The organism is Shewanella colwelliana ATCC 39565, from assembly GCF_000518705.1.
GTDB classification, from domain to species: Bacteria; Pseudomonadota; Gammaproteobacteria; order Enterobacterales; family Shewanellaceae; genus Shewanella; species Shewanella colwelliana.
Window position 1 is genome coordinate 108,509 of the sequence record NZ_JAEC01000018.1, and the last position, 19,830, is coordinate 128,338.

The 19,830-nt window shown below is 46.6% G+C and carries 19 protein-coding genes and 1 pseudogene; 10 read left to right on the forward strand and 10 right to left on the reverse strand.

Annotated elements, in window-relative coordinates; all coding sequences use genetic code 11:
* The first annotated feature begins 18 nt into the window (after positions 1–18).
* The 3 genes from L876_RS0110010 to L876_RS0110020 all read left to right on the forward strand — a co-directional run bounded on the left by L876_RS0110010 (position 19) and on the right by L876_RS0110020 (position 1,261).
* The gene (locus L876_RS0110010; protein WP_028763687.1) at positions 19–444 is read left to right on the forward strand and encodes a hypothetical protein; all 426 of its coding nucleotides are present in this window, start codon (positions 19–21) and stop codon (positions 442–444) included.
* Positions 441–641 carry a helix-turn-helix transcriptional regulator gene (locus tag L876_RS0110015; protein WP_028763688.1) on the forward strand — a complete coding sequence of 67 codons (201 nt, stop codon included), beginning with the start codon at positions 441–443 and terminating at the stop codon, positions 639–641. Before L876_RS0110010 ends, L876_RS0110015 begins: the two co-directional genes overlap by 4 nt.
* A gap of 137 nt (positions 642–778) precedes the next feature.
* The gene (locus tag L876_RS0110020; protein WP_028763689.1) at positions 779–1,261 is read left to right on the forward strand and encodes an MgtC/SapB family protein; all 483 of its coding nucleotides are present in this window, start codon (positions 779–781) and stop codon (positions 1,259–1,261) included.
* Positions 1,262–1,279: 18 nt separating this feature from the next.
* Here L876_RS0110020 and L876_RS0110025 read toward each other — a convergent pair whose 3' ends face one another.
* Positions 1,280–1,810, reverse strand: coding sequence for a ComF family protein (locus tag L876_RS0110025; RefSeq protein WP_345939979.1), 531 nt, complete (start codon positions 1,808–1,810; stop codon positions 1,280–1,282).
* A 9-nt stretch (positions 1,811–1,819) separates the two neighbouring features.
* Positions 1,820–2,047 (reverse strand): annotated as a pseudogene (locus L876_RS23245) (double zinc ribbon domain-containing protein); the annotation flags it as partial.
* Between the two features lie 4 nt (positions 2,048–2,051).
* On the opposite strand from L876_RS23245, the gene bioH reads away from it, so the two are divergent.
* On the forward strand, positions 2,052–2,828 hold the full coding sequence (gene bioH / locus L876_RS0110030; protein ID WP_028763691.1) for a pimeloyl-ACP methyl ester esterase BioH: 777 nt from the start codon (positions 2,052–2,054) through the stop codon (positions 2,826–2,828).
* 58 nt (positions 2,829–2,886) lie between these two features.
* Positions 2,887–3,381: a hypothetical protein gene (locus L876_RS0110035; RefSeq protein ID WP_028763692.1), complete on the forward strand. Its 495-nt coding sequence runs from the start codon at positions 2,887–2,889 to the stop codon at positions 3,379–3,381.
* Here L876_RS0110035 and L876_RS21510 read toward each other — a convergent pair.
* From L876_RS21510 to greB, 3 genes are all read right to left on the reverse strand, one after another.
* Entirely contained in the window at positions 3,378–5,360 is a 1,983-nt protein-coding gene (locus L876_RS21510; RefSeq protein WP_051413066.1) for an LTA synthase family protein, read from the reverse strand. The genes L876_RS0110035 and L876_RS21510 overlap by 4 nt on opposite strands.
* 214 nt (positions 5,361–5,574) lie before the next feature.
* Positions 5,575–7,920: a Tex family protein gene (locus L876_RS0110045; RefSeq protein ID WP_028763693.1), complete on the reverse strand. Its 2,346-nt coding sequence runs from the start codon at positions 7,918–7,920 to the stop codon at positions 5,575–5,577.
* 329 nt (positions 7,921–8,249) lie between these two features.
* Positions 8,250–8,744, reverse strand: coding sequence for a transcription elongation factor GreB (gene greB, locus L876_RS0110050; protein ID WP_028763694.1), 495 nt, complete (start codon positions 8,742–8,744; stop codon positions 8,250–8,252).
* 404 nt (positions 8,745–9,148) lie between these two features.
* Between greB and ompR the strand changes: the two genes are divergently transcribed.
* From ompR to L876_RS0110075, 5 genes are all read left to right on the forward strand, one after another.
* Positions 9,149–9,874, forward strand: a complete 726-nt coding sequence (gene ompR / locus L876_RS0110055; RefSeq protein WP_028763695.1) for an osmolarity response regulator transcription factor OmpR — start codon at positions 9,149–9,151, stop codon at positions 9,872–9,874.
* A gap of 33 nt (positions 9,875–9,907) precedes the next feature.
* Positions 9,908–11,218 carry a two-component system sensor histidine kinase EnvZ gene (gene envZ / locus L876_RS0110060; protein ID WP_028763696.1) on the forward strand — a complete coding sequence of 437 codons (1,311 nt, stop codon included), beginning with the start codon at positions 9,908–9,910 and terminating at the stop codon, positions 11,216–11,218.
* Positions 11,219–11,413: 195 nt separating this feature from the next.
* Entirely contained in the window at positions 11,414–12,151 is a 738-nt protein-coding gene (locus tag L876_RS0110065; RefSeq protein ID WP_028763697.1) for a response regulator, read from the forward strand.
* A gap of 96 nt (positions 12,152–12,247) precedes the next feature.
* Positions 12,248–14,215: a methyl-accepting chemotaxis protein gene (locus tag L876_RS0110070; RefSeq protein WP_028763698.1), complete on the forward strand. Its 1,968-nt coding sequence runs from the start codon at positions 12,248–12,250 to the stop codon at positions 14,213–14,215.
* A gap of 85 nt (positions 14,216–14,300) precedes the next feature.
* Complete coding sequence (locus L876_RS0110075) at positions 14,301–15,152, forward strand: hypothetical protein (protein WP_028763699.1); 852 nt, start codon at positions 14,301–14,303, stop codon at positions 15,150–15,152.
* Between the two features lie 66 nt (positions 15,153–15,218).
* On the opposite strand, the gene L876_RS0110080 is transcribed toward L876_RS0110075, so the two are convergent.
* The 5 genes from L876_RS0110080 to L876_RS0110110 all read right to left on the reverse strand — a co-directional run bounded on the left by L876_RS0110080 (position 15,219) and on the right by L876_RS0110110 (position 19,120).
* Positions 15,219–15,692 (reverse strand): peroxiredoxin, encoded by a 474-nt coding sequence (locus L876_RS0110080; RefSeq protein ID WP_028763700.1) that lies wholly within the window; start codon positions 15,690–15,692, stop codon positions 15,219–15,221.
* Between the two features lie 96 nt (positions 15,693–15,788).
* On the reverse strand, positions 15,789–16,328 hold the full coding sequence (locus L876_RS21515) for a DUF2937 family protein (RefSeq protein WP_037428361.1): 540 nt from the start codon (positions 16,326–16,328) through the stop codon (positions 15,789–15,791).
* Between the two features lie 20 nt (positions 16,329–16,348).
* Positions 16,349–16,567, reverse strand: a complete 219-nt coding sequence (locus L876_RS0110090) for a DUF7661 family protein (protein WP_028763701.1) — start codon at positions 16,565–16,567, stop codon at positions 16,349–16,351.
* Positions 16,568–17,013: 446 nt separating this feature from the next.
* The gene (locus L876_RS0110100; RefSeq protein ID WP_028763702.1) at positions 17,014–17,508 is read right to left on the reverse strand and encodes a hypothetical protein; all 495 of its coding nucleotides are present in this window, start codon (positions 17,506–17,508) and stop codon (positions 17,014–17,016) included.
* A gap of 1,132 nt (positions 17,509–18,640) precedes the next feature.
* Positions 18,641–19,120: a hypothetical protein gene (locus L876_RS0110110; protein ID WP_028763703.1), complete on the reverse strand. Its 480-nt coding sequence runs from the start codon at positions 19,118–19,120 to the stop codon at positions 18,641–18,643.
* Positions 19,121–19,830: the final 710 nt, after the last annotated feature.

A 19,830-nucleotide genomic window follows, 5' to 3' on the forward strand; every position in this document is an offset into this window, starting at 1 on the left:
ACTAAGAGGGACGTTATGATGAAAAACATATTCGATGCAATTTGTGCCAAAGGACTGCCAGCCAAAGATATTAAAAATGCCAACAAAGTTAACCTTTTGGCACTAATGTGGGCGGGGAGCTTAGTGTTGACCACTTACCTATTAAAGCTAACACCGGTACCAGCCACTTGGTTAATTGCCACCCTGTTTATCCTGCACAGCAGCATAGGTATCTTGATGACACTGGCCTTCAAGCGCTTTTTAACCCAACTCGATGAGATGGAGCGCAAAATACAGCTGGATGCACTGGCGTTAGCGGTGGGCGTGACTATCGTTGGCTTTTCATCATATTCGGTACTGGACATCGCTAATATACTTCCCGATCTCAAAGCCTCTTATTTAATCGTCACCCTCGCCATCACTTATATGGTAGGCATTATCTCAGGCAGAGTACGTTACGGATGAAGAATCAACTCAAACTATTGCGCACTCAGCGCAACTGGACCCAGGCCGATCTTGCTGGCCAACTCGACGTCTCACGACAAACAATTAATGCGATAGAAAAAGATAAGTACGATCCCAGTTTGCCGCTAGCCTTTAAAATAGCCAAATTGTTTCAACTGCCCATCGAAGAGATCTTCGATGACAGTCAGTCAATGTAATTGCAGTCCAACGACTCAAAATCCTATTGACAGCTAAATGTTTTAAACTAAAATCGCCGAAAATTTCCCCGCTATCTCACCGCGAAAAAGCCGTGCAGTGAGCGGTTATATTGATCACTCTATAGGGTTTTACCGGCATGAATATTGACACCTTATTTACAATCGCTCCTTTTACCTGGGAGTCTTTAGGTTGTGCTATTGCCTGCGGTATTATTATCGGTTTGGAACGACAACTTCGCGGAAAACCCGTCGGTATTAGAACCTCATCGTTAATTGTATTGGGTACTTATATATTTATTACCGCATCAATGTCAGTCGCCACCAGCATGTCTGATCCCTCAAGGATTATTGGTCAAGTGGTGACGGGAATCGGCTTCCTCGGTGCAGGGGTCATGTTAGCAAAAGAGGGAGTTGTCGTAGGCGTCACTTCTGCGGCAGCAATATGGTCTTTGGCTGCCATTGGTGTCTGCATTGCCGTGATCGATCCTTGGATAGCCATTAAACTTTCACTCATAGTGGTATCTATCCTTTATGGTGTCGATCTACTAGAAGAGTACTCTTCAGCCTTTACGCGCGGCGTGCATACCAAGTACCGTAACTGGCGACGTAACGGTTACTAGCCTAGGGATAGCGCGCTGCTAATCACGCAAATGTGGTGCTTCCGCCCTTGCGAGGCACCACACTTGTACATGGATATAGCGCGACTCAAACAGTTTAGCTAGCGCGTTGGCTGTAGTTCCTGTGGTGACCACATCATCAATAATTGCCACACGTTGGTAGGGAAAGTGACGCTTTAATGCAAAAGCTCCCTCTAGGTTTCTGCGTCGCTGTTTACCGGTTAATCCCGCCTGTGGACGGGTATTAGTCACCCGCATTACGGCATCATCGACAAGCGGAATCTGTAATCGCTGACTCAAAGCCTTGGCAATAATCCAAGCTTGATTAAACCCACGATCACGTAAGCGGCTTGAATGTAATGGCACAGGTATTAATACTTGAGGCCGCTCGACTATCCCTTCAGCTTCAAGCGCCTCAAGACGCTCTATTAAAGCAATCACTAACGCTTGCAGTATCGCAAATTGCCCTTGATACTTCATCGCGGCAACATAGTCACCCACTCCATCGTGATAGCTGCATGGCGCCACAACCACTAACGGGGCACTTGCCATACAAGATCCACAATAGCGCCGCTGTATCACTAGGGCTCTCCCACAGCCAAGACAGGTCGGCTCAGCATAGAGACAAGCAGTCAAGCAGATATGACAGATACCGTGATGAGGTGGGTTCACCTGCTGATGGCAGATCAAACACCGATTAGGTAGACTAGCGAGCAATAAGGTGTGTACAACATGCGGCAGTTGTCGCCAACGTTTCCACCAAGATAAATTCCATTTAGATAAGGGCATTTTAGTGACTCAGCAATCCTTGCATATTGAAACTATAGGACAAGGCCGACCAATCGTCATGCTCCATGGCTGGGGCGTTAACAGTGCCGTATTTAATCCGCTCCATGATGTAATGCACAACTACCAAATTCACTATGTGGATCTGCCTGGGTTTGGCAACAGCTCAGCCATAGAGGGAGACCTAGATGCCTGGGTTGATTACATTATGGCTCAGGTTCCGTCACAGGCAATATGGGTAGGTTGGTCACTAGGGGGCTTAGTTGCCACCCGTGCAGCACTGCGCTATCCCAAGCAGGTCGCGGCGCTAGCGACTATCGCTTCATCCCCCTGCTTTATGGCACGAGATGATGAGGGCTGGCCAGGTATTCCACCACAGGTTTTAGGGCAATTTGGGGACCAATTAGACCGCGACTTAGGCAAAATGGTCGAACGTTTTTTGGCTATTCAAGCCATGGGCAGTGAAACTGCCAAGCAAGATATCAAGCAACTCAGGGATCTGGTGATGGCTAAACCGTTACCTGATGCAATCGCGTTAAAACAAGGGTTAACCATGCTGAAAGATGTCGACTTAAGGCCGCAGCTCGATGAGCTAACACTGCCTTGGTTTCGAGTATGGGGACGCTTAGACGGGTTGGTCTCACGTCGAGTACAGCCATTGATGCCAACTAAGGCAGCCTTTAGCGATCTGGTATTGCCTAAAGCCTCTCATGCACCATTTTTTTCACACAAACGCGAATTTGTGACCGGCTTGACTGATTGGCTGGCAGCCTTGCCGAGATAGCACTTTAACTTAGTTGAAAAATTGTTTATTATTTAAGCATTACAGCTGGAGTTAAACTATGTTAGTGGTCACCAACTATCCTCAGGTTCCCATCGCGACAACTAATGTCGCGACAGACTCTGCACGGGTAGAAAGTCAGCAGCGACCACCAATCATCCCCGCCCCGCAACTGGCTAAAAGCCATGAAGAACGCTCATTCAATCCGCAAAATGAGCGCACAGCCGATCAAGCCCATATTCAAGCAAAACTCAATGAAAAGGTGCAGGCCAAACAGCAGGGAGCAGGTCAACAACAGCAAGAGGGTAAACAGCAGCAAAATCAGGCGCAACAAGCCGCACCAGCCATCATTCGACCACTGATGATGAAACCTGCACTTGCACGGCGAGATATTCGCAGCCCACAAGCCGAACCTCGCCCAGTTCCAACTAAGGCACCGACTGCGCAGCCAGAACAATCCAATTCATTTTATGAGACGGTCGCCGCTCATGTGTCACACTTCTATCAGCAACAGGCTCACCCCAAGGGCGAACCTGGGTTATCGACCTTTATCTAAGGCGAGGTCGTTTGCTCTGTAGGCTGTGCCAACGGTGGAGTTTGATAGAGTTGTTGTTGATAAGCCATGCTGCCCCACAGTGCCCAAGCCAGTGCCGCCTGCTTCATCTCATCTGGTTGCTCATTGTGCGATAGCTTCTGTGAAGCGAAATCATATTTAAACCCAGAAGGGGCGCGATCAGGCTGTAAGATCACCACATTATCTCCCCGTACATAGGCCATATTCTTGTCATACTGCATTAACGCACGCCCAGGCCAATCGTCAGCAACCTGAGTTAAATCGTACCCCAACATAGGATAGCTAGCCGAGACGCCCATCAGTGACAGTAAAGTGGGGGCCAGATCGATCTGGCTAACCACTCGCTCATCCTTTTTAGGAGTAATGCCATCACCTAAGATAATACCAGGGATCCTAAAGCGTGATATCGGCACCAAATCGGCACCGCCCACACGGCTGTCATGGTCAGCCACAATGACAAAAATGGTGTCCTTCCAGTAGTTGGCATTCTTGGCTAACCTAAAGAACTCACCCACAGCGTAGTCCGCATACTTAGCCGCATTATTACGTGTCTGCTTTGGCTCTTCATAAAGAGAGATACGGTCATCAGGAAACTCAAATGGATCATGATTACTCGAACTGAACACTAAGCTAAAAAACGGCTTACCTTGCTGATGGAACTGTTCAAACTCTTGGTTAGCACGGCGCATTAAGTCCTCATCCGATACCCCCCAAGAACCAACAAACTCTGGGTTTTTATAACTCTTTTCATCCACAATATTGCTAAAGCCATTGCCTAAGAAAAAGCTCTTCATATTGTCAAAATGACTCTCGCCACCATAAACAAATTGTGTTTCATAGCCACGTTGCTTAAGCAGATCAGCAATAGTAAAGAAATTAGTTTGGCTTTTACCTAGCTTGACCACCGAACGCGCTGGTGTGGGGGTAAACCCAGTGGTAACCGCTTCAATTCCACGTACCGAACGCGTGCCGGTGGCATAGAGGTTGTCAAAGGCCCAACCTTGTTGCGCTAATGCATCTATTTCTGGGGTCAAAGGCAAGCCGCCGAGGTGACCCACAAAACGCGCCCCTAAGCTTTCTTGTAAAATAATCACTAGATTTTTTGGCTTGCCCTGATAAGTCGCCGGGTTGTACGTCACACTCGGCAAGGTCTCTGAGGTAAACGCCTCTGGTGGACGGCCACTCTCCTTGCGAACCGTATCAATGATCAGTTGTTTCTCAAGTTTGCCATAAACCTTAGCGGCATTATCTTCACTGCTCATCTGATCGATAGCAAAAAACAGTGAATAGGAGGAGTTAATCACCAAGCTATTAACGAGTGGATCATCGGCAAATGCAACCATAGCGGGATTAAGCGGGCGATGCCCCAAACTCGATCTGGCCCCTAATAAGGTAATAACAATCACTAGCAGTGCGAGAACAGGGCGCCATAACCAACGTGGCTGAGTGACATGTCGTAGTAAGTGGCCACTTAATCTCCAGCCGCCCCACAAGGTGACGCTACTGACCAGAAAACCTAAAAGCAGCTCGCCTTTACGTCCAGCCCAAAGCATAGAGATAACTTCTTTGGGATAGATTAAATATTCGATATAGAGACGGTTTGGACGTAAGCCATATTCTTCAATAAACGAGGGCGTTGAAATTTCCAAAAAAACCATTAACCACAGCCCAAGGGTCAGCCAGACTCTCAGCAACTGATTCCAACGTCTTCCAACGAAGTGATCGCCACTAAAAATTGCGGTGCCTAGTGCCGCGACACCCCATAACCAGCACAGTGTCGCAAAGTCGACACGCAAGCCTTGAATCAACAGATGGGACCAACCATCAACCGCTGCAACCCGATCGGCCTGCCAAACACCTAAGCCAATACGGCTTAAAGTGGTGATAGCAAATGCTATCAAGCCAAAATAAACAATGGCACGAAATGGCCCTAGTTTAGAACTGAACGCTAATTTACCCATGATTTTCCTAGCAATATATTTGTTGTTTTACGCTCTCGAGATGGAGCACTTTATTATTGATGTTACTGTCTGTGGCAGTTTGACATAAAAACAAACAAGAAGTTCTAAAATTGTAAAAGGAAAGCTACAAAGAAGAACGGACAAGACTCATTCACCACGATGAGAGACAAAAAAGCCGAGTCATCATGACTCGGCTTTAACTTTTCTGGCAGCCCTACTTTTTCAATTTCGCGAATGCATCGGCAAACGCATTGCCCATGGCCGCATTGGCTGGCGCCTTCGCTTGCTTGTTAAAAGACTTCTGCGGCTTACCTTGTCCACCTTTATGAGTTTTGTTCTGGGCAGGTCTTGGCAAATTGGCTTTATCTGACAACTTCTCATCGAGGCGCATACTTAAGCTAATCCGCTTGCGTTCAACATCGACTTCCATCACTTTGACTTTCACCACATCACCCGCTTTAACCACGGTATGGGGATCGCTAACAAACTTGTCGGTAAGTGATGAGATATGCACTAACCCATCTTGATGCACCCCAACATCCACAAAGGCACCAAAATTAGTCACGTTAGTCACCACTCCTTCTAGGATCATTTCAGGCTTGAGGTGCTTCACCTCCTCCACGCCCTCTTTAAATACTGCGGTTTTAAACTCACCACGGGGATCGCGTCCAGGTTTATCTAGCTCAGCCAAGATATCGGTAATAGTTGGCAAACCAAACGCCTCTGTAACAAAGGCTTTGGCATCGACTTGTTTTAAGAGATCGCTGTTGCCGATCAAACTATCAACGGCTTGTTGTTGTGCCTTGGCAATAGATTCAACCAACGCATAAGCCTCAGGATGAACAGCACTGCCATCGAGTGGGTTATCACCGTCAGCAATACGCAAGAACCCCGCCGCTTGTTCAAACGCTTTCGGCCCGAGACGGGCAACCTTGAGCAGCTGCTTACGACTAGAGAATTGCCCATGCTGGTCACGATACTCGACGATATTACGCGCTAAGGTTTTATTTAATCCTGCCACTTGTGCCAGCAGTGGCATTGAGGCCATATTCAAGTCAACACCTACGCCATTTACGCAATCTTCGACCACGGCCTCAAGCGACTGGGACAACTGACTCTGGCTCACATCATGCTGATATTGGCCCACACCAATTGATTTAGGCTCAATCTTAACCAGCTCCGCCAAAGGGTCTTGCAGGCGACGTGCGATAGACACCGCACCTCTAATAGAGACATCCAACTCAGGGAACTCTTCCGCGGCTAACTCAGACGCCGAATAGACCGATGCCCCCGCTTCGCTCACCATGATCTTAGTCAGGTGTGGCATCTCTGCTTTCACAGTGGCAATCAACTCACCGGCCAGCTTATCGGTTTCACGCGAGGCGGTACCATTACCAATCGCAATCAGCTCAACCTTGTGCATTTTGACTAGATTAGACAGAGTGCGCAGTGATTTCTCCCACTGATTTTGTGGCGCGTGAGGGAAAATAGTGGAATGAGCCACCAACTTGCCCGTGTTATTAACAATAGCCACTTTCACGCCAGTACGAAGGCCAGGATCTAAACCTAATGTCGCCTTAGCCCCCGCAGGTGCCGCCATAAGCAGGTCGCCCAAATTACGCGCAAATACGTTTATCGCTTCAGATTCGGCACGCTCTCTAAGCTTACTAATAAATTCAGTCTCCATCTGCAACGCAACTTTAATCCGCCACGTAGCAGTCACAACCTGCTTAAGCCATTGATCAACATCGCTACCAGTCAGTTTGAGGTTAAAGTGTTCACCGATAATCACTTCGCAATAACTGCCCTGTTTAGCCTCAGTATCGGGGTCGGCATTCATACTGATACTCAACACCCCTTCATTACGACCGCGCAGCATAGCTAATGCACGATGCGATGGAATTTGAGTCAACTTTTCAGTGTGTTCAAAGTAATCTCTGAACTTAGCTCCCTCTTTCTCTTTGCCTTTGACTAAACGGCTTTCCAGTACCGCGCAGCCCGTTAGGTGACGACGTACTTTTTGCAGCAACTCTGCATCTTCGGCAAATCGTTCCATCAGAATAAAGCGCGCGCCGTCGAGTACGGCTTTGTAATCATCAAAGCTGGCAGCTTTATTGATAAACTCGCTGGCAACAGCCTCAATATTGGCTTGGCGGTCGCTCAATAACCTATCGACTAATGGCTCAATACCCGCTTCAATCGCAATCTGACCTTTAGTGCGACGCTTCGGCTTAAATGGAAGATACAGATCTTCAAGACGTGTTTTACTGTCGGCACCATTAATGGCAGCCTGTAATGTGGGCGTTAACTTCCCTTGGGTGTCAATGCTAGACAGAATCACCTTGCGCCTATCATTGAGTTCGCGCAGGTAGCCCAAGCGACTATAGAGTGTGCGTAACTGGGTATCATCTAAACCACCTGTGACCTCCTTACGATAGCGCGCCACAAAAGGGACTGTTGCGCCGTCATCCAATAGCGTAATGGTTGCGGTCACTTGCTGCTCGCGAACGTCGAGTTCCTGAGCGATGATTTGTGCAATATTGTGCATAGAATACGTCATGCCTAGATTGATAGATTTCAGTGTCGCCAAAGATAACACAGGCATAGCCGAAGTTGTACGCTATTGCCCTCTCAAAAATGATGAAAGCCTGTTAATACAGGCTTTCTGTTATCAATGATAGCGACCGCTTTAAGGCAACATTGCTGCCACTTTTCGTCAACCAGTTTCGAAAACTTGTGCGACCCTTGAGCTTTTGCAGGTTTTGCTCTGCGTCGCTGGCTTGATAAGAGGCGGCACTTCGACCTAATGCCGTCTGCCCTGCTCAACATCAATGGCCGAGCGCTATTAAGCCCAAAGCGAAAGACTATATAAGTAAAAAAATAAGTGGCTTAGGTGTCAAAGGCCTTATATTGAATCTTATTGACGTACCACTCTTTGTTGCCAGCAGGCGTTCTCACCACGACTTCGTCGTCAACTTGTTTGCCAATCAAAGCGCGAGCCATTGGAGAATCAATAGTGATATAACCAAGCTTAGTGTCCAGCTCATCTTTACCCACAATGCGATAACGAACCAGATCACCGGCTTCGTTTTCTAACTCCACCCAAGCACCAAAAAACACTTTCCCCTCTTGCTGAGGCGAATAATCAACAATCTGTAAATCCTCTACTCGTTTGACCAAGTAACGCACCCGGCTGTCAATTTGTCTTAGTAGCCGCTTGTTATAGGTGTAATCCGCATTTTCACTACGGTCACCCTGCGCTGCCGCTTCTTGGACCTTTTTAGTGATCTCAGGGCGGTACTCTTTCCACAAGTATTTCAGCTCTCTGTCGAGCGTTTGCCACCCTTCACGGGTGATCAGCATAGCTTTAGTATTTTCTGACATGACTCTCTTGCATTGCAGCGGTATTGCTTGCCATTCGTGGCCAGATAATACCTATAGCACACTGATAAAGACAATAGCTTAGCGGTGCAATAGCAGGCGAATCCCCCGCTAACCTGAGCAGACTCAATTTCAAGTCACGATTTTCAATCGGTTTATTCAATTCCGATTTAGTTACAATTTAGCTTTTATCAGGAAACATTTAGATAATAAGCTATAATTTTCAGTGCATTAAATAATGCATCAGGATGTAAAATTTGTTTCATTTGCCTCGCTAACAAAAAGTTGCGCTAGTCTTTTAAGCGGCAAAACAGCTATATTAAGTGAGCATATAAAATTAATAATGAATATCAGCAAGTTGGAGGGGCTTTTATTGGCCTCTCGCACTGAAATAAGGGATAAAAAGCATGGGACAAGAAACCTCTAAGATTCTCGTCGTCGATGATGATATGAGGCTCAGAGCCTTACTAGAGCGTTACCTGATGGAACAGGGTTATCAGGTTCGAAGTGCCGCTAATGCCGAGCAGATGGATAGATTACTCGAACGTGAAAACTTTCACTTACTGGTATTAGATCTCATGTTGCCTGGCGAGGATGGTTTATCTATCTGTCGCCGCTTACGTCAAAATGGCAACACTATTCCCATTGTTATGCTAACCGCCAAAGGTGACGAAGTAGACCGAATTATTGGCTTAGAGTTGGGCGCCGATGATTATCTGCCGAAACCCTTTAATCCCCGAGAGCTATTGGCCAGAATCAAAGCGGTTATGCGTCGTCAATCCCCTGAAGTTCCTGGTGCACCGACCCAACAAGAGGAGGAGATAAGTTTCGGCGAATTTACCCTCAACTTAGCGACTCGCGAAATGTACCATGGTGAAGAGGCGATCTCTTTGACCAGTGGCGAATTTGCCGTGCTTAAGGTCTTGGTGAGCCACCCTAGAGAACCACTCTCGCGCGACAAATTAATGAACCTTGCTCGTGGCCGCGACTACTCTGCGCTCGAACGCTCCATCGATGTGCAAGTTTCACGTCTACGCCGACTTATCGAAAAAGATGCTGCTAACCCTCGCTATATTCAAACGGTTTGGGGACTCGGCTATGTGTTTGTGCCAGATGGTGCCGCACGTCGATAATCACATCGTCCAATAGGCGTCGGAACGCGATAAATGAAGTGGTTAAAACGATTTCTGCCACGCAGCGCATTTAGCCAAACAGTATTACTGATTGGCTCTTTGTTGCTGGTGAATCAGCTGGTCTCCTACCTTTCGGTGGCAGTCTATTTTATTCAGCCTACCTATCAACAAATAAACCAACTGATTGCCCGCCAAGTTAAGCTACTGTTTGTCGATGGCATCGATGTAGGCCGCGAGCACTTAACCATGGTCGATGCGCTGAATGCAAAAGTGCGTGACGACGGCATGGAGATCTACAACCTCAAGCAAGCCCGTGAAGCGGGTATTGAACGTGCCACTTATTACAGCTTGCTGTCAGCACAAATGTCGGAGCACTTAGGTGGAAAAGCTGAAGTTCGCATCGCTCAGGGGAAAGAGTTTGAAATTTGGATCCGTCCCCCGCAGGCGCCCTCTGTATGGATAAAGGTTCCCCTCACTGGGTTTAACGAATTTGGCTTATCGCCGCTTACCCTTTATTTAATGGTCATTGGCGCGCTCAGTGTCGCGGGCGGTTGGTGGTTTGCTCGCAAGCAAAATAAGCCACTCAAACGGCTACAACGTGCCGCCATATCCGTTTCTCGCGGGGACTACCCAGAACCGCTCCCAGCCAGTGGCTCTACTGAAATTATCGAAGTGACCAATGCCTTCAATCAGATGTCTCTGAGCATGCAGCAGTTAGAGCAAGACCGCGCACTGTTAATGGCTGGCATCTCCCATGATCTGCGCACCCCTCTCACCCGTATTCGCTTAGCATCAGAGATGATGGTTGAGGAAGACCAGTATCTAAAAGATGGCATAGTCCATGACATCGAAGATATGGACGCCATTATCAATCAGTTTATTGCCTACATCAGGCAAGATCAGGAGAGCGTACGTGAACAGGGACAGATCAACGCACTCATTGAAGATGTGGCACAAGCTGAAGCAAACCGAGAGGGGCAGATAGTTGTTGAATTAGCTGACTGCCCCGAGATCCCGATGCAAGCGGTTGCCATTAAACGCATTTTAAGTAACTTAGTGGAAAATGCCTTCCGTTATGGTGATGGCTGGATCAAACTCAGTTCCTACTACGATGGACGCCGAGTCGGCTTTAGCGTTGAAGATAATGGCCCCGGCATACCAAGCGCGCAAATCCCCAATCTATTCCAGCCATTTACTCAAGGTGATACCGCCCGTGGCAGTGTTGGCTCAGGTTTAGGCCTTGCGATAATCAAACGGATTGTCGATCGTCATCAGGGGAAGGTGGTACTGACCAACCGCCAAGAAGGTGGTTTGCACGCACAAGTTTGGTTACCCCTAGAATAAGTTATAAAGGAATAAGCAAACGCTAATCACCTGTTAAATAATGACTTATTGATTTACCCGTTGCTAAATGTTACAACACTAATATCTCATTACACATGGCATAACTATGACATAGAGATATCAGTCACAATGCAAGTCAATCAGGAATGACTTGCATCACGCAAGCAGTTGCGGACCATTACAAAGGAATGCTTTATGGTAGAGTTATCATCTAAGGTATTGATCGTCGATGGCGATATCGATACGAGAACAGAGATTAGCGCTTATCTTACCCAGCAAGGTGTTGAAGTCTTTTGTGCCAGCAATGGAAAACAGATGGACAGTATGCTGGAACAAGACACGTTTCATTTATTACTGCTCGAACTCAAACTCAATGGTGAAGATGGGCTGGCTATCTGTCGCCGACTCCGACAAGCCAACAACAATATTCCCATCGTCCTCAAATCTAACCAGTGTGATGAAATCGATCGCATCATAGGCTTGGAGATTGGTGCCGATGACTTTTTACCGCAGCCCTGCAATCAACGTGAATTACTGGCACGAATCCACGCGGTGATCCGCCGAAAAGCACCTAGGGTTAACCTGACTCCGAAGCAAAATAGCGACGAGATCCATTTTGGTGAGTTCACTCTCAACCTCTCTACTCGCAAGATGTATCGCGGCAAAAACGTCATAGCACTAACCAGTAGTGAGTTTGCCATCATGCAAGTTTTTGCTAAACATCCCACCGAGCCGCTGTCTCGAGAAAAGTTGGCGTCCTTGACCCGTGGCCGCGAACACCTATGCTCCAATCGCGCTATCGATGTGCAGATCTCACGCCTGCGACGCCTTATTGAAATAGACTCCACGAACCCAGACTTTATCCAAACGGTATGGGGTCTAGGTTACGTTTTTATACCCGATAGCATAAAGCGCAAAGCGATGGCGAGCTAAACCTAACCTAGCTGTCAACATGACAAGCTGTGCCTTGTCATTAAACTGCAACCTTGACGTAATACGCTGGCGCAAAATGGAACTTGGCGCGTCATGATGAAAATTTCAACGTTATCGCTGTGGGCTTCAGCCACACTATTACTGCTGGCAGCTTTACTGGCATCCGTGGTTATATGGAGTAATCAACAACGGCAACTCATAGAGCAGGAAACCGCTTTATTGTCTGTGGCGCAGCAACGTTTTTTAGTGGAGATAAGGCGCCAACTCGAAGGCTATTTAACTTCAGGTAACAGCCAACAACTCAATGATGCCAAACTCCAGCTGAGTGACATTCAACAGCAGATCGGCCAAATATCTCATCAAGACGCGGTACAACTCTCACAATCTATCGCACAGTTTATCAGCCACCTTGATAGCCAATTTCGCGCGGCAGGCAAGTTGGCTGGTAACCCTCGCCAGCTACTTGCCCATGCGGAATCTGAGATGCTCAGCATCAATCAGCAACTAGCCGAATACGCCAACTTAGGCCTTAAGCAACACCCCAAATTAGCCCTGCAATATCTGGCACTAACACGCGAACTACCGCCTTTGGTATACCAACTTTCTCAACTCACTGATGGCTACTTAATAGCTAAAGACCAACGCTTAAAATCACTATTAAGCACGCAACTTGACCAACTGGAGGCATGGCATGACAAGCTGGCCAATTTGCCACTATTGGGTCTATACGAAATCGTCGCCGCCGATGAATTTGCCTTAGGCGATGAAGAGGAAGAACAGATTGAAATCGGCGAGAACGACTACTCGGAGCTGCTCTCGTTAACCACCCGCTATCGCAAAGAGGTCGCTAATACCGATAATCTATTGCTAAGCAACCAACACGCGCAAGCCGCCATGATGGCTGCCATTACCGATATAGAACAGCAACTACTCACTCTAGGTTTGGCTCAACAGGCTCAAAATCAGCACCTCAAACAAAACCTACAACACATCTTATATACGGTCGTGAGCCTACTCGCCTTTTTTGCCTTAGTCTATCTGCTGCTACAACAACAGCGCGTGGTTAAGCCACTCAAACATTTAAACACGGCCTTTATGCGTTTGAGCGAATCAAATAACCGTGACCGCTTAACCATACAACGACGCTGTGAAACGGGACAAATCGCCGGACACTTCAACAATCTGCTTGATCGATTTGAAACTGAAGATAAAAACCAGCGTTCAAAAATTGCTGCTATTTCAGCTTCGTTATCACAGCTGGTGCAGCGAATCACTCAGCTAACTCAAGGCAGTGACACCACAGTGAGCATTGTCGACACCGCCCAATCACAAACAGAAGAGGTCCGCACATTAGCCCGTGATGTTAGCCAGCTCTCTGGGCAAGTGGAGAACAACGCGCAGCAAACGCTGCAACAGATGTTGGCGAGTCAAACCGAGGTCAAAGCGGTATTGTATGCAGCCGAAGAAACCCAACATGCGGTAAACCTATGTCATACCTCATTGCAAAGCTTAAGTACTTCGGTCAGTGATGTATCAACCATTATTGACGTCATTGGCAACATCGCAGAACAAACCAACTTACTCGCCCTTAATGCAGCCATCGAAGCCGCCAGAGCAGGTGAGCAGGGGCGTGGTTTTGCCGTGGTGGCCGATGAGGTACGCAGTTTGTCTCTACGCACCCAAATCTCTCTCAAAGAGATCATGGCCATTCTGAGCCAGTTAACTCACGCCAACGGTGAGCTAGAAAACAGCGTCAAAGGCATTGAAAATGCCAGTCAAAAACAGACCCAAGGCGCACAAACTCTGTGGCAGGTTACCCAAACGGTGCAGCAACAAGCACAACAGATGACAGAAACGGCCAAACAGGGCAGCGACTATAGCACCAACCAAGTGCACCATTTAGACGCCCTATCCACGGCGATGGAGAGCCTTAAACGCCACGCGCTGCAAACGGCAGCGCAAAGCGAGGTGATCGCCAATGAAGTAGCCCAAGGCGTCGATGACATCGAATCTAGTTTAGGCATTGTTAATAAAGATGAAAGTAGATTAATTCAGGCAGCGTAATCTCACCTGATGTTAAACGTGCAGTGTGTTAATATGCTTGAATAATCATCGCATGATCATAACAATTGCATCGGATGGATCCCTTATGAAAATCACTCAACTCTTTGCTAGCCTTCTTCTCGCAGGCTTGAGCACCACCGCATTTGCCTCAACTGAACAATCACCTTTTGCAGCGTCGATTATTGCAGGTCTCGAATCCTATCCAGATTCAGAATTTAGCTCAATGTCACGCGGCGGTGGCATATCATTGATTTGGGATGACCTCAGATACAACAACAGCTATCAACTCGATCAAAACTACTTTCGAGTGCGTGGTACTTACTACTATGAACGCGACTCTGAAAAATATGATGAAGACAGATTTCGTAACTCTGCCGATCTCAAATTTAACTATCAACGCCCTTTCACTAGCTTTGGTCAAGACAATGAGTACCTGCTTAGCATACATGCCCGCTACGAAGGTCACTACAATAGTCAGCAGCTAGAAGAGTTTGAGCAACTGGCCGTTGCAGGCCTGTCACTGGATCGTCACTTTGGCCAAAACAACTTCTACGATGTTGGCATCATCCTTGGTCTAGCTTATAGCCACGAGGAGAAAGATGACGATTGGCCACGCGAAGAGATGGGACAAGGCGAAGAGATGCTTGGACGCCAAGGCATGGGCTACTTTTTTGAGTGGAAAAACAGCTATACCTTTGGCCACACTGGTGTTCAGCTTATCGCCAACTATAGCCGCTACGATGGGCGTTGGGCCTATGATGCTAATAAGTTCTACACCATGGATCGAGTCACGTTTGGCGTGGTGACACCACTAGCCAACGAGAACAATTTGCTTCACTTCACTAGCCAATATATCAGCCGCGATTACGAAGTCGATCTGTTAGGTTTTGAAGACACCTTGTACCGTGTCGCTATGGAATATGTGCATTACTTCTAAGGCTTTTTTCTAAGGCATTCGCCATAAAAAAAGGGAGCCTAGACTCCCTTTTTTACATCAATCCAATTATAACGCCGCCAGCACGGTTTCTGCCTTGCTGACCTCAAAGCTTTTAGGCGCTTCAACATTAAGGGTCGTGACTAGGCCATTGTCGATCACCATAGCATAACGCTGTGAACGTACCCCACCAAAGCCGGCGGTATCCATGTCTAACCCCAGTGCCTTAGTAAAACTGGCATCGCCGTCGGCTAACATCATCAACTCACTGGCATTTTGTGCGTCGCCCCACGCCTTCATCACAAAGGCATCGTTAACCGATACGCAGGCAATAATATCCACCCCTTTGGCCTTAAATTCATCGGCAAGCACCACGAAACCAGGTAAGTGTGCTTCTGAGCAGGTAGGGGTAAAGGCGCCAGGCACGGCAAACAGCACCACCTTTTTATTGGCAAACAGTTCGTTCACATCATGGTTGACCATGCCATCTGCAGTCAGCTGACCTAAAGTAGCGGCGGGTAATTTTTGTCCTTGTTCGATCATTGCTCAATCCTTAACGTAACATTATCAATAATGGGTTACAGCATAGCCCTAAATGAACCCCACAAACACTGACTAACCATGTGGATACTCTCTGTTTTAACCCTCGATGGTGGCGTTAGGCTTGAATACGCCTCGATACACGCTCACGCAACACTTACCCGCGCCCACCAAAAGCAATTCACACAGCATAGCCAGTAAAAGCCCAAGCATTAAGCCAATAGTCATCGCACGGCTGTCGAGCATAATAGTGTGGGTAAAGTTGTGCCACGCTTCGCTCCGTATATCCGCTAACGGCTCAAATGCCACCTGCCGAAAGCCACTGTAGGCGGTTTGATTAAACTGCTTGAGCGCACTGTCTAAGTGTTGATAGCGTAGGTAAATTGTATGAATACTCTCACCGCCCGCATTAATCACCGCATCGGGGTTTTGTTGGTAATGGCTAATCAGCTTTTCTATATCACCATCAAAGAAACGGTCGGCATCACGCTGAAACTCCGCTAAGCTATGCTTGGCCTCTATGGTATGTGCTTGCAAACGTTGCCCATATTGGTCAACAAAAGCGGGAACCTGTACCCCGAGCAGCACGCCGCAAACAAACAGCAAAAGTCTGAGGTAATCCATCAAACGTCTTATCATCTTTCTGGCTCTCCAACTCGCTATTTGCTCTCTAGCCTGACTTCTGGGTGCTGGACGCTAGCTTGTTCGTGATAGATATCATCCAAATAACTTAGCAACTGAGCTTCCGTCAGCTCTGGTGGGATCACCACCTCATAGACACGGCTGCGCATCCCGGTTTGTGACTCACTAAACAGCTGCCACTCACCACCCACGCGCCGCACCGACATCGACCTGCCAAACACATTCACCCTGATCATCCCACACTCCTTGACACTCTTGCTAGTAATCACGTCGAAAACCCTCATTTGCAGCGAGCGTGACAGCCCTATCACATCACAAGATAAGCAGGCTAACAACTGGGTGAGCAGCACGACTCACTCTTCATCGCGGCCTTAACGCAGACGTTAAAGGGGGTTCCTGTTAGTTTCGATGCGGGTGCTGGGTTTGACACCGTCGAGATCAGGTTTCTGCTGCACGCGATAACAAGTATCGAATGAACTTAACCATAATATGTTAATCAGAGTAAATAGGTTTAACTTCTCAAAAGGTGACTAATACTACACCCTCCTTCAAGTCTAAAGTAATCCCTCCATCTTCAGCATGAGCAGTGATAGTGATTAAATAGAAAAACATAACAGCATATAGATAATTTTTCATACGCTCCTTCCTCAGCTATAATCCCTGGCAAGCTATTAAGCCACACTCATTCCTTTAAAGTAATAAATTCCTTATCCGTTACACCTAATTCAAACTTCAATGCTAAACACTCTTTCGAAAGCTTCTGGTCTTCCCAATAAACAGATGGAGCCATAAACTTCCATCCATCTTCATATACTAAAGAAAAACCACCAATAACAGCTTTATTTGCGACAAATACACATGCATATTTATCAACAACCTTGGATTGTATAACCTTCCCGCCATTCAGATCTGCTAAGATTAAAAATGGCGCGTTGACCAAAGAGATGTCTACTTTGCGCATATCATCTTGGGAAACATCAACCCAATGTGAACTTTTATAAATACTATTTATTTTATTTGAAATAATCTCGCCTTCCTCGACCTGAACTTGTGCAAGATCAGCTAAAAAATCTAGCACTATCTCATCTGCATTCTCGTGAATCTCTTCTGCCACGGAACTAAAACCGACGCTCTCGATACCGAAAGCTAATACCAATAACAGCCAATACTTGCTCATCTTTAAGACTCTTTGTCCACAGGGAAAATATCGCACTTAATGCACAACCACCGCCGACCATAACCTAACATAAAAGATAACCATTAGCTGACCAATAAAAGCCTCCTTTGACGCTCATGGTCGCACCATTTGCTTTTAGTAGATCTGAGATCGTTAAAACTTGAAGATGTCGCTAAACAAACTAGCAACTATCGATTGTACTTGTCACCCCAACTGGCGGCACAGCAGAACATTACCTTCCAAGCAAGCACTGAGCACTTCGTCAAGTTGCATGAGCCAGATTGCAAATAAGAAAAACACCTATGTTATAGTGACTTAAATATAATTAAGCCTAGTTATAAATGACAAACCTCATTTCCAGCAGTCAAATCTCTTCTCATCTTTATACTCGAGCTTTCCACCATTTAGGGTGTACCACCTCACCTTAGCTAATCCACAAGTATTAGCATTTACAGCCCCGACCTCAAACCCTGGCCTTCTGAAAAGGTCTTTAGATGATTTCGCTGTCGCTAGAAGCATAAGCTGACATAGTCTGCTTCTAGCTTTCAATCACTTAGCACAAAGATATAACCATATCCTGACATAAAATATAACCATAAGCTGACAAATAAGAGTAGCCTTGTTCAGGCATGGTTATGGCATGTACTTTTACAACACCCGGATATTTTAAGATCCACTGACAACGCTGCATAGTGAGTGGCAAGAAATAACACCGATCACGTACACCAGTAAAAGCTCAGGCTCAAATCGCTCCAACTGTGGGTAAGCACGATACGCTTCGGCCACACAGCAGAAATCAAGTTACAGGAAGGGGGACCCCGATAATACGGGCTTATACAATTTAGCTTAGTAGCGGCGCAGTCCCGGATTGCCCACCTGCTGGCAGCCACTGACCGCTTCTAATGGCAAGCAGTGCTCACACTACTGGTCACATTGCCCTGTTTCAGACAAGAAAAAGCCCCTATTAAATGGGGCAGGCACCAAAAACAAGGGAGCAGTCAGATCTGGTCAGAACTAATTCAGCCTATCTGGGTTCTACGAGAGCGCGGCATTATAACTTCCTTGTTTAATGCTAAATCAAAGCCAAGTAGAAGGTGGGCATCATTGCCATTAACGATGGATGGTTTATTTTTCACCTCTCGACCTCCACCTTAACAATATTTTTCTTCTTTCCTTCTGAAAAATAGTAAACCTTAACTAACCTACCATCTGAAATAACTCCATCTCCCCTTTTCCTATTCGCAAAAAAATACTTTGGGGTACTCACATCGTTATACTCAAATTTGACACCACCAACAATAAAAGACTCTTCTCTACTAGCTACTTTCTCTGATGAATATTCTCTTACCTCACCTTCTACTGACTCGACACGCTTACTAGGAAGCTCTTTTTCAAGCTTGTAAACCTGATACATAGAAATAATGTTAAAGCACACATAAACAGACAACACTATAACAAAAAAGCCATACTTAACATTAAAATACTTGGCAAAATTTGAGTCATATACTGACTTCGCCTTATTATATGACAACAAAGCGAATACTAGGACGGCAATATATATAAAAAAACTAAAGCCATCAATCTCTACTATCGTCTCAAAATAAGTTTCCATATATCCGTATACCTAAAATTCAAGCAGAATATCAGGGCATCCTAAACGAATAACTAAACGAATAACAGGACATTTGTCACTCTTGTCGCTGGAAGCATAAGCTGACATAGGCAGCCTCCAGCTTTCAATCACTTAGCCAAAAGATGTAACCATAACCTGACATAAAATATAACCATAAGCTGACAAATAAGAGTAGCCTTTTTCAGGCCATGGTTATGACATGTACTTTTACAACATCCGGATATTTTAAGAACCACTAACAGCGCTGCATAGTGAGTGGCAAGACTAGCATCGGTCAATTACACCAGTAGCAGCTCAGGCTCAGATCGCTCCAACTGTGGGTAAGCACGATACGCTTCGGCCAAACAGCAGAAATCAAGTTACAGGAAGGGCCCCAACAGTACGGGGCCCATGCACTATTGAACTTAGCTGCACTGGCCCATATTGCACCATCTGCCGGCAGACACTGAGCGCTTCTACTGGCAACGACAGCTCAGACCACTGATCACATTGCCCTGTTTCAGACAAGAAAAAGCCCTAATAAATTGGGGCTAGCACCGAAAGCTGGGAGCTGTCAGATCAGAACTAAGCTAGTACACATTAACTATCGGTGGCTACTTTTTTACTTTCTGAACTCATTTTTGAGCGGCTTCTTCTATGCTTTTCTTAAACGAAATTGCATCTTCATTGCCCATTTCAGCAGCGATACT

Excerpts from the sequence above, each read along its gene's own strand:
- L876_RS0110070 (WP_028763698.1), top strand. The coding sequence starts at position 12,248 with ATGAAAATTTCAACGTTATCGCTGTGGGCTTCAGCCACACTATTACTG.
- L876_RS0110025 (WP_345939979.1), bottom strand. The coding sequence starts at position 1,810 with ATGGCAAGTGCCCCGTTAGTGGTTGTGGCGCCATGCAGCTATCACGAT.
- L876_RS21515 (WP_037428361.1), bottom strand. The coding sequence starts at position 16,328 with ATGATAAGACGTTTGATGGATTACCTCAGACTTTTGCTGTTTGTTTGC.
- L876_RS0110020 (WP_028763689.1), top strand. The coding sequence starts at position 779 with ATGAATATTGACACCTTATTTACAATCGCTCCTTTTACCTGGGAGTCT.
- L876_RS0110090 (WP_028763701.1), bottom strand. The coding sequence starts at position 16,567 with ATGATCAGGGTGAATGTGTTTGGCAGGTCGATGTCGGTGCGGCGCGTG.
- L876_RS21510 (WP_051413066.1), bottom strand. The coding sequence starts at position 5,360 with ATGGGTAAATTAGCGTTCAGTTCTAAACTAGGGCCATTTCGTGCCATT.
- L876_RS0110065 (WP_028763697.1), top strand. The coding sequence starts at position 11,414 with ATGGTAGAGTTATCATCTAAGGTATTGATCGTCGATGGCGATATCGAT.
- L876_RS0110075 (WP_028763699.1), top strand. The coding sequence starts at position 14,301 with ATGAAAATCACTCAACTCTTTGCTAGCCTTCTTCTCGCAGGCTTGAGC.
- L876_RS0110015 (WP_028763688.1), top strand. The coding sequence starts at position 441 with ATGAAGAATCAACTCAAACTATTGCGCACTCAGCGCAACTGGACCCAG.
- L876_RS0110035 (WP_028763692.1), top strand. The coding sequence starts at position 2,887 with ATGTTAGTGGTCACCAACTATCCTCAGGTTCCCATCGCGACAACTAAT.
- L876_RS0110045 (WP_028763693.1), bottom strand. The coding sequence starts at position 7,920 with ATGACGTATTCTATGCACAATATTGCACAAATCATCGCTCAGGAACTC.
- greB (WP_028763694.1), bottom strand. The coding sequence starts at position 8,744 with ATGTCAGAAAATACTAAAGCTATGCTGATCACCCGTGAAGGGTGGCAA.
- ompR (WP_028763695.1), top strand. The coding sequence starts at position 9,149 with ATGGGACAAGAAACCTCTAAGATTCTCGTCGTCGATGATGATATGAGG.
- L876_RS0110110 (WP_028763703.1), bottom strand. The coding sequence starts at position 19,120 with ATGGAAACTTATTTTGAGACGATAGTAGAGATTGATGGCTTTAGTTTT.
- envZ (WP_028763696.1), top strand. The coding sequence starts at position 9,908 with ATGAAGTGGTTAAAACGATTTCTGCCACGCAGCGCATTTAGCCAAACA.
- L876_RS0110100 (WP_028763702.1), bottom strand. The coding sequence starts at position 17,508 with ATGAGCAAGTATTGGCTGTTATTGGTATTAGCTTTCGGTATCGAGAGC.
- L876_RS0110010 (WP_028763687.1), top strand. The coding sequence starts at position 19 with ATGAAAAACATATTCGATGCAATTTGTGCCAAAGGACTGCCAGCCAAA.
- L876_RS0110080 (WP_028763700.1), bottom strand. The coding sequence starts at position 15,692 with ATGATCGAACAAGGACAAAAATTACCCGCCGCTACTTTAGGTCAGCTG.